This is a genomic window from Streptomyces sp. NPDC056222, from assembly GCF_042264065.1.
Classification (GTDB): Bacteria; Actinomycetota; Actinomycetes; order Streptomycetales; family Streptomycetaceae; genus Streptomyces.
In genome coordinates this window covers 1-7,942 of record NZ_JBHJTL010000166.1, presented here as the reverse complement: position 1 = coordinate 7,942, position 7,942 = coordinate 1, and the positions used below count along the sequence as shown (strand labels likewise).

General features: G+C 71.1%; 13 protein-coding genes and 1 pseudogene. 6 read left to right on the top strand and 8 right to left on the bottom strand.

Features of this window, described 5'->3' with window-relative positions; translation table 11 throughout:
* Positions 1–90 (top strand): annotated as a pseudogene (locus ACFC0D_RS37465) (ectoine/hydroxyectoine ABC transporter ATP-binding protein EhuA); the annotation flags it as partial.
* A gap of 80 nt (positions 91–170) precedes the next feature.
* On the opposite strand, the gene ACFC0D_RS37460 reads toward ACFC0D_RS37465, so the two are convergent.
* The gene (locus ACFC0D_RS37460; RefSeq protein WP_376446327.1) at positions 171–935 is read right to left on the bottom strand and encodes a class I SAM-dependent methyltransferase; all 765 of its coding nucleotides are present in this window, start codon (positions 933–935) and stop codon (positions 171–173) included.
* Positions 936–1,028: 93 nt separating this feature from the next.
* Here ACFC0D_RS37460 and ACFC0D_RS37455 point away from each other — a divergent pair, with 93 nt between their 5' ends.
* Positions 1,029–1,658 (top strand): CGNR zinc finger domain-containing protein, encoded by a 630-nt coding sequence (locus ACFC0D_RS37455; protein WP_376446324.1) that lies wholly within the window; start codon positions 1,029–1,031, stop codon positions 1,656–1,658.
* On the opposite strand, the gene sodX is transcribed toward ACFC0D_RS37455, so the two are convergent.
* Positions 1,562–1,996 carry a nickel-type superoxide dismutase maturation protease gene (sodX, locus tag ACFC0D_RS37450; RefSeq protein ID WP_376446321.1) on the bottom strand — a complete coding sequence of 145 codons (435 nt, stop codon included), beginning with the start codon at positions 1,994–1,996 and terminating at the stop codon, positions 1,562–1,564. The genes ACFC0D_RS37455 and sodX overlap by 97 nt on opposite strands.
* Positions 1,997–2,146: 150 nt before the next feature.
* Here sodX and sodN point away from each other — a divergent pair, with 150 nt between their 5' ends.
* Complete coding sequence (gene sodN, locus ACFC0D_RS37445; RefSeq protein ID WP_137993403.1) at positions 2,147–2,542, top strand: superoxide dismutase, Ni; 396 nt, start codon at positions 2,147–2,149, stop codon at positions 2,540–2,542.
* Between the two features lie 88 nt (positions 2,543–2,630).
* Here the strand turns inward: sodN and ACFC0D_RS37440 are convergent, their stop codons facing one another.
* The 3 genes from ACFC0D_RS37440 to ACFC0D_RS37430 form a co-directional block, all read right to left on the bottom strand.
* Positions 2,631–2,813, bottom strand: coding sequence for a hypothetical protein (locus ACFC0D_RS37440; protein ID WP_376446318.1), 183 nt, complete (start codon positions 2,811–2,813; stop codon positions 2,631–2,633).
* Positions 2,810–3,280, bottom strand: coding sequence for a GNAT family N-acetyltransferase (locus ACFC0D_RS37435; RefSeq protein ID WP_376446316.1), 471 nt, complete (start codon positions 3,278–3,280; stop codon positions 2,810–2,812). Before ACFC0D_RS37435 ends, ACFC0D_RS37440 begins: the two co-directional genes overlap by 4 nt.
* Positions 3,281–3,347: 67 nt before the next feature.
* Positions 3,348–4,304 carry a LysR family transcriptional regulator gene (locus ACFC0D_RS37430; RefSeq protein WP_376446313.1) on the bottom strand — a complete coding sequence of 319 codons (957 nt, stop codon included), beginning with the start codon at positions 4,302–4,304 and terminating at the stop codon, positions 3,348–3,350.
* Positions 4,305–4,495: 191 nt separating this feature from the next.
* Between ACFC0D_RS37430 and snpA the strand changes: the two genes are divergently transcribed.
* Positions 4,496–5,149 carry a snapalysin gene (gene snpA, locus ACFC0D_RS37425; RefSeq protein WP_376446310.1) on the top strand — a complete coding sequence of 218 codons (654 nt, stop codon included), beginning with the start codon at positions 4,496–4,498 and terminating at the stop codon, positions 5,147–5,149.
* A gap of 124 nt (positions 5,150–5,273) precedes the next feature.
* A complete protein-coding gene (locus tag ACFC0D_RS37420; protein ID WP_376446307.1) occupies positions 5,274–5,732 on the top strand; it encodes a group II truncated hemoglobin in 459 nt (152 codons plus the stop codon).
* 62 nt (positions 5,733–5,794) lie between these two features.
* On the opposite strand, the gene ACFC0D_RS37415 is transcribed toward ACFC0D_RS37420, so the two are convergent.
* The 3 genes from ACFC0D_RS37415 to ACFC0D_RS37405 are packed head-to-tail and all read right to left on the bottom strand — an operon-like array spanning position 5,795 to position 7,177.
* Positions 5,795–6,214: a DUF6304 family protein gene (locus ACFC0D_RS37415; RefSeq protein ID WP_376446304.1), complete on the bottom strand. Its 420-nt coding sequence runs from the start codon at positions 6,212–6,214 to the stop codon at positions 5,795–5,797.
* Between the two features lie 42 nt (positions 6,215–6,256).
* Positions 6,257–6,562, bottom strand: a complete 306-nt coding sequence (locus ACFC0D_RS37410) for a hypothetical protein (RefSeq protein ID WP_376446301.1) — start codon at positions 6,560–6,562, stop codon at positions 6,257–6,259.
* 27 nt (positions 6,563–6,589) lie between these two features.
* Positions 6,590–7,177, bottom strand: coding sequence for a dihydrofolate reductase family protein (locus ACFC0D_RS37405; RefSeq protein ID WP_376446298.1), 588 nt, complete (start codon positions 7,175–7,177; stop codon positions 6,590–6,592).
* Positions 7,178–7,300: 123 nt separating this feature from the next.
* Here ACFC0D_RS37405 and ACFC0D_RS37400 point away from each other — a divergent pair, with 123 nt between their 5' ends.
* The gene (locus ACFC0D_RS37400; RefSeq protein ID WP_376446296.1) at positions 7,301–7,876 is read left to right on the top strand and encodes a TetR/AcrR family transcriptional regulator; all 576 of its coding nucleotides are present in this window, start codon (positions 7,301–7,303) and stop codon (positions 7,874–7,876) included.
* Positions 7,877–7,942: the final 66 nt, after the last annotated feature.

The window sequence follows — 7,942 nt, the reverse complement described above, 5'->3', positions numbered from 1 at the left end:
GGCGTCGTCGTCGAATCCGGCCACCCCCGCGACGTCCTCGGCAACCCCCAACACGACCGCACCAAGGCATTCCTCTCCAAGGTGCTCTAGCAGTCGATACGACGAGGAAGGGGCGGTACGGGATTCCGTACCGCCCCTTCCTCGTGCGCGCCGGTTCTTCGTCGTACGCGCTACTTCACGGCCAGCACGAGGGTGTCCGAGGGCGAGGCCCAGACCGGCCGGGCCTCGGCGAAGCCGGCGGCGCGGAGGATCTCGGCGTGGCGACGGGAGGACGGCGTGTCGCCGTCGGCGTGCTCGCCGTAGATCTCGAAGCGGCGGGCGGTGGGTTCGGCGAGGACGGGGTCCTTGGCGGCCACGGCCCACCACTCCGCCCAGTCCAGGGCCCCCTCGGCCCTGGCACGGTCCATGGCGGCGTGGCGGTGGGCGCGCTCGGCGGCGTTGATCCGGGGGGTGGTCTCGTCGATCATGTGGTCGGCGTTCATGAAGACGCCGCCGTCCCGGACGAGGCCGGCGAGCTGCCCGTACAGCGCGGTGAGCGGCTCGGTGTGCAGCCAGTGCAGCGCGGTGGCGGTGAGGACGGCGTCGTACGAGTCGTACGGCAGCCCGGTGACCCACTCCGGGTCCTTGAGGTCGGCGGTCACGAAGGTGACGCGCTCGTCGCCGGCGAAGTACCCCTCGGCGATGGCGAGCAGGGCGGGGTCGAGGTCGACACCGACGCTGGTCGCCTTCGGGAACCGCTTGAGCAGCCGATCCGTAATACTCCCTGTACCGCACGCCAGGTCCAGGACGCGGGGCTCCGGCCCCACCACGGCCTCGACCATGTCGAGCATCACGCGGAACCGCTCCTCGCGGTCCGGCATGTACCACTCCTGCTGACGGTCCCAGCTCTGCTGCCAGGCCGCCCAGTCGGTTCCGGTCGTCGCCGCGTCCGTCATCGCTTCCTCCACCCACTCCGTAATACCCTCAGAGGGGGAACATCCATTACCCCCTCCGCACCCGACACTAGACCTCCGCCGTAAGGACTACAAGTGGAACTGGCCTATTACTCGGATTACGCCGTGCGTCTGGTCAACACCGAGGAGCCGGCCCGCAACAAGGACTCCCTCACCTCGGTCGAGGCGGTCCGGGAGCTCTTCGGCACGGCCTCCCAGATGGCCCGGCGGGCGACGGACTCCGACGTCACGCGCTTCCGCTCGGTACGCGGCCGGCTACGGGCGGTCTTCACCGCGGCGGACGAGGGGAACCACACCCAGGCGGTGGACCTGCTGAACTCCCTGCTCCTGGAGTTCCCCGTCAGCCCGCAGATCTCCGGTCACGACTACCTGGACGACGAGGGCCATCCGCGCTGGCACATGCACCTCGCCGACCACCCCTCGAACGCGACCGCGGGGTACGCGGCGATCGCGGCGATGGGTCTCGCCTTCCACCTCACGGAGTTCGGCGCCGACCGGCTCGGCCTCTGCCAGGCGTCCCCCTGCCGCAACGCCTACCTCGACACCTCGACCAACCGCTCCCGCCGCTACTGCTCGGACCGCTGCGCGACCCGCGCCAACGTGGCCGCCTACCGGGCCCGCAAGCGCCTGGAGGCCGAACGGTCGGACCGCACCGGCCTGAGCGCGGAGAACAGCCAGGAGAGCACCACACCGACCGATCGCTGACGCCCCGGGGTGACGGGCCGGTACCTGACCCGTACGCGCCCCAGCACCAGCTCGGCGGGTACGGCGCCGAAGACACGACTGTCGCCCTCGGCGGCCGGGTTGTCCCCGAGCACCCACCAGCCGGCGCCCTGTCGCTCGATCAGACGCTTGACGATGAGCAGGTCCTGCTGGAGCGGGTGACGCAGGACGGCGACGCTCCCAGGCCGCAGCCGCGCGCCGTAGTGCACGAGGAGCTGGTCGCCGTGGAGCAGCGTGGGCACCATGGACACCCCCGTCACCTCGGCGATCCCGAACAACGGCCCGGACCCCCGCCCCGGCTCCCACCCCGCCTCCCTCATCCGGCACCTCCCGATCCGATCGTCCACTCGTACACGAGTCCCATGGTGACCCTGGACTTTTGTCCTAAGCCCCAGGGGGCGCTCGCGAAAACAGCCTTCTCGGGGAGTAATCTCCCACCTGAGAAGACGATCACGAGGAAGGACAGCTCAATGCTCTCCCGCCTGTTTGCCCCCAAGGTGAAGGTCAGCGCCCACTGCGACCTCCCCTGCGGTGTCTACGACCCGGCCCAGGCCCGGATCGAGGCCGAGTCGGTCAAGGCCGTCCAGGAGAAGTACCAGGCCAACGAGGACGCGCACTTCCGCGCGCGTGCCACGGTCATCAAGGAGCAGCGCGCGGAGCTCGCGAAGCACCACATCTCGGTGCTGTGGAGCGACTACTTCAAGCCCCCGCACTTCGAGAAGTACCCGGAGCTGCACCAGCTCATCAACGACACCCTGAAGGCCCTCTCGGCCGCCAAGGCGTCGACGGACCCGAAGACGGGCGAGAAGGCACTGGAGCTCATCGCCGAGGTCGACCGGATCTTCTGGGAGACGAAGAAGGCCTGACCTTCCTCGCGCGAAGCACCGCCCGAAGGGGCCCGCCCGGCAATCCCGGACGGGCCCCTTCGGCTTGCGCGGTTCCCCGGGCGGGGCTCTACGGGCTCGGGCTCGGCGGTTCGGCCGGTGCGAGCAGGGCGAGTTCGCGTGCGAAGAGCTCCTTCACGGAGGCGTACGCCGGGCCGGCGGTGAAGCGGCCGCCGAGCCATGGGAAGTCGCCGCCGTCCACCGCGATCTCGCCGACGAGGCCGTCGGCGGAACGGACGCGCCACACGGTCATCGGGACGGCTCCACCGGGAGGGTGTAGCGGAGCTTCTGCTTCGACGTGGCGCCCAGGCGGTCGTAGAAGCGGATCGCGCCCTCGTTCCAGGTCGGGGTCTGCCACTGGATCTCCGTCAGGCCGAGGGCCCGTGCCTCCGCGCGCAGGGCCTCCATGAGGAGCGGGCCCAGGCCCAGGCCGCGTTCCGTCGCGGAGAGGTAGAGGCAGTCCATGTGGAGGTATTCGGCGCCGTCCCAGGTGGAGAGTTCGGGGGCGCACGTGGCGTAACCGACGAGGCGGCCGTCGGGGAGTTCGGCCACCAGGCAGCGCAGGCGGGGCGGTTCGGGGCCGAAGAGCAGACGGGCGAGACGGTCCGCGAGGCCCGGGGCCGGGGGCGCGGCCTTCTCGTACACGGCGTGCTCCGCGGCCAGCTCCGCCACCCGGTCGAGGTCCTCCCGCCGCGCGTGCCGCACCCGTGCGGCGGTCAACGGAGCTCCCCCTCGACGGCCTCGGCCACGTGCGCGCTCCCCGCCGCCGGCTCGTCCACAGGATCCTTCATACCGTCATCATGCCCGGCCCCACCGACATCCCGTGCCGGCGCAGCCACTGCCGGTACGGTGCCGCCCGCAGCGCTGCCTCCCGGTAGGCCGCCGCCAGGTCGTCGTACAGCGGGTCGAGCAGCGCCCCGTCGCGGGCGTACAGGAGCAGACGTACCGCCAGCGGATCGTCCCGGAGCGGCCTGATCGCCATGTCCTCGCGTGGCAACGATGTCGGCTGGCAGGGTGCCACCGCCTCGCCGAGGACGATCAAGGACGCCGCCGTGTGGTAGTCGCCGTGCAGCAGCGGGGGGTCGATACCGGCCTCACCCAGGACGCGCCGCAGCCCGTCCCACTCGCCGTCCACCGTCGGGTCGACCATCCAGCGGTCCTCGGCGAGGTCCGCCAGCTCCACCACGGGCAGCGCGGCGGCCGGATGGTCCGGGGCCATGGAGACGAACTGCGGCTCCCGCTCGACCAGGACCCGCGCCAGCAGGCCGTCCGGTACCCGCAGCGGGCATCCCTCGACCTCGTGGACGAACGCCACGTCCAGCTGCCCCACCGCGACCGACCGCAGCAGGGCGTTGGCGGAGACGTCCATGTGGAGCGCGATGTCCGTGCCCGGGAGACCCTGGCGCAGCCGGCGCAGCCAGCCCGGCAGTGCCCTGCTCGCGGTCGAACCGACCCGCAGCCGCGGCCCGTCGGTGCGGGCGGCCGCCGCCCTGGTCTCGGTGATCAGCGCGGCCATCTGGTCGACGAGCGGGCGCGCCCTGCTGAGCACCGAGCGGCCCAGCGGTGTCGGGCGGCAGCCGGTACGGCCGCGCGCGAAGAGCTCCGCACCGAGGGCGTTCTCGATCCGGCGCAGCTGGGTCGTCAGCGAGGGCTGACTCATGCCCAGTTGCCGCGCCGCCTTGTGCAGACTGCCCGTGTCCGCGATGGCGCAGAGCACGCGCAGATGCCTCACCTCCAGCTCCATGCCCCGAGGGTAGGGCCGCATCCGGGGTCGCACCAGACACCCTCGTCACACCAATTCCCTTTATTTCGAGGGGAGTTCAGACTCATCCCCATCAGGTGGTGATGCCTTCGCGCTATCCCCTGCTGCCATCATCCGCACCGGCCCCGGCTCCCCCGACACTCTCTCCAACCGACCAGGAGGAGCCACCCCCCATGAGACACCCCAAGGTCCTCACCGCCTCGCTCGCCGCCACCCTCGGCCTCGGACTCGCCGCCGCACTGGGCGCCCCCACCGCCTCGGCCGCGCCCGTCGACTCCACCGCCGCGACCTCCGGCTACGCGGCGTACGCCGGGTCCGCCGAGGACGCCAAGGCGACCAAGGCGTTCCACGACGCCGTGATGAAGTCCGTGGCGAAGAAGCGGGCCGCCAACCCCGGCGCGGCCGCCGTCACCGTCGTGTACAGCGCCGCCAACGCCCCGAGCTTCCGCACCCAGATATCCCGCAGCACCCAGATATGGAACAGCTCGGTGGTCAACGTCCGGCTGGTGGAGGGCAGCAACCCCGACTTCCGCTACTACGAGGGCAATGACTCGCGCGGCTCGTACGCCAGCACCGACGGGCACGGCAACGGCTACATCTTCCTCGACTACCGGCAGAACCAGCAGTACAACTCCACCCGCGTCACCGCCCACGAGACCGGGCACGTCCTCGGCCTCCCCGACCACTACTCGGGCCCGTGCAGCGAGCTGATGTCCGGCGGCGGTCCGGGCACCTCGTGCCAGAACGCCCAGCCCAACGCCCAGGAGCGGGCACGCGTCGACCAGCTGTGGCGCAACGGCCTCGCCACGGCCTTCAAGTCCTTCTGATCCCACCCGCCCCCGGCGGGGCGGACGGCTGCGACCGTCCGCCCCGCCGAGAGCGAACATCCTTGGATCCGGGCCGAGTTGCGTGAAAGCTGGGAGCACACATCCCGGACACCGGAGGCGTTCCATGACCGCCGAGCACACGAACACCCTGTACGAGGCCGTGGGTGGCGCCGACGCGCTGCGCCGGTTGTCCGACACGTTCTACGAGGCGGTCCTGGCCGACCCTCTTCTCGCACCCGTCTTCGCCGACTTCACCTCCACCCATGTCGCGCATGTCGCCGTCTGGCTGGCGGAGGTGTTCTCGGGGCCGGCCGACTTCACGGCGGAACTGGGCGGCCATCAGGCACTGCTCCGCGCCCACCTCGGGCTCGCCATCACGGAGGAGCAGCGGCTGCGCTGGATGGAGCTGATGACCGCGGCGGTGGAGAAGGAGCTGCCGGACGACGAGCTGCTGCGCCGTCGGGTGGTGGAGTACTTCGACTGGGGCACCACGATCGCCAAGGAGGTCTCGGCCTCGGAGCCGGGCACGGATCTCGGCGAGCCCGGCCCCACCCCGCGCTGGGGATGGAACGGCCTCGCCTGACAGCACCGGCGCCCCGCCCGAACGCCTGCGTCCCCGCCGGCCCCCGCCGCCCCGCCCCCGCGTCAGGCGGCCTGGAGGAGCTTGCGGCCGAACTCCGCCCCGGCCGGGAGCTGGCGCCTCACCCGCTCGAGGGCCTCGTCGAAGTCGCCCCCGGCGATGCCCGATTCGAAGGCGGCGCCGGCGTAGTGCAGCGTCAGGCTCAGGTCCACGCGCTCACCGAGCGTCAGCAGGCAGCCGAGGGTGGCCTGCTGCGTGGCGCCGTCCATGACGACGGGGAGCGGCAGGTCCCACTCCAGGACGCAACCGGCGAGGGCCTCGCCGCCCTCGTCCGTCGCGCGCAGGGCGGCGAAGGTCGCGCCCGTGTACTCGACTCCCCTGATGCGGGTGGACACCTGGCTCCCGCCGGCCGTGATCACGATCGCTTCCGCGCCGCTGCGGTCCCGGTACCAACCGGTCCAGACTTCTGACGACTCCGATGACATGCGCGGACTGTAGCGGTCTGACCGGCTCCTTCGCGCGTCCGGTCACCCCGGGGCCGGACTTCTCCCGGTCTCGCCGTTCTTGCCGGTCACGTGCGTGGTCGTGGCTTCCGCACCACCCTCGGGAGCTCCGTCCCGGGCTTCCTCAGGGACGCCGTCCCCACGGGCGGCACCCTCGGGGTCGACGTACACCTCGCACCGCGGGTTGTGGCACGGCTGCACTTCCCACTCCGGCACCCAGGCCCCCAGGACCTTGTGCCGCTTCGCAACGATTCCGAGGGACTGTCCGCAGGCCTGGCATGCGGGCGTGGCCTGCGGGTCCCGTACCGTACGCGGGGTTTGGCTGCCCATACCTCCCAGGGTAGGGCGCCCCCCTTGTCACCGCTTCCTGGTGTACGTACGAACGAGAACGCCGTTGTCGAAGGCGCGCACCGCGCCGAGCTCGAAGTCGCGGGGCTCGAAGCCGGCGCCGAACATCGGCATACCGGAGCCGAAGACCTGCGGGTACGTCTTGATGATCAGTTCGTCGACCTCGTCGATGAGTTCACCGGCGATCGTCGAGCCGCCGCAGAGCCAGATGCCGAGCGGGCTCTCCTCGGCCTTCAGTTCGCGGACCCGGCCGACCAGGTCGTCGGCGATCAGCTCGACGTTGGGGTCGGGCGACTCGCCGAGCGAGCGGGTCGCGACGAGCTCCCGCAGGTGGGAGTAGGGGCTGGTGACGCCGACGTCCAGGCCGATCCGGTACGAGTTCAGGCCCTGGACCACGGTGTCGAAGTGGCGGTTCTCGGTGCCGGGCTCGATGCCGACCACGGGCCACGCGGGGGCGGCGACGGTCTCCGGGTACTCGGTCTTCAAGTACTCCAGGAATTCCCCGGCCACGTAGGCGTACGTGGACGTGGCATCGCCCTTCGGGTCACCGATGAAGCCATCGATGGAGCAGGCGACGAAGTAGGTGAGCTTGCGCAAACCGGTCCTCTTGTCTCTTGGGTGCAGGCTGCGGTCGCAACCACGACGGCTATAGTGCTTCATCTGTAGTGGTTGCGCAAGCCCTAAGTTCGACGAGAGTCGAAGAGAACGGAAGGAACCCGGATGGCGAGGAATCCCGAGCGGCGTGCGGCCCTGCTCGACGCGGCGATCGAGGTGCTCGCGGACGAAGGCGCCCGTGGGCTGACCTTCCGGGCGGTCGACGCCCGGGCCGATGTCCCCACGGGCACCTCGTCCAACTACTTCACGGACCGGGACCAGCTGCTCTCCCAGGTCGGGGAACGGATCTTCGTCCGTCTCACCCCGGATCCCGGCTCCGTGGACACGGCCTTGCGGCCCGAGCCCAGCCGCGCGCTGGTCCTGGAGCTGATGCGCTGGCTCGCCCGGCGGATGGCGGCCGAACGCAGCTGCTATCTGGGGCTCTTCGAGCTCCGGCTGGAGGCCACGCGCCGCCCCGAACTGCGCGCCCGGCTCACCGAGGTACTGCGCGGCGACCTCGACGAGAACATCCGCCTGCACCTCGCCGCCGGGATGCCGGGGGACGCGGACACCGTACGGCTGCTCTACTTCGCCCTCACCGGACTGCTGCTCGACCACTTCACGGTCCCCGGCCTGCACGACGACCGGGAGCTGGACTCCCTCATCGAGACCGTGGTGAACCGCATCGTCCCGGAGTCCTGACCCCCGGCGCGCGCCGTCCCGGAGTCCTGACCTTCAGCGGGTGCGGCACGGCGTCCGGGGCGGGGG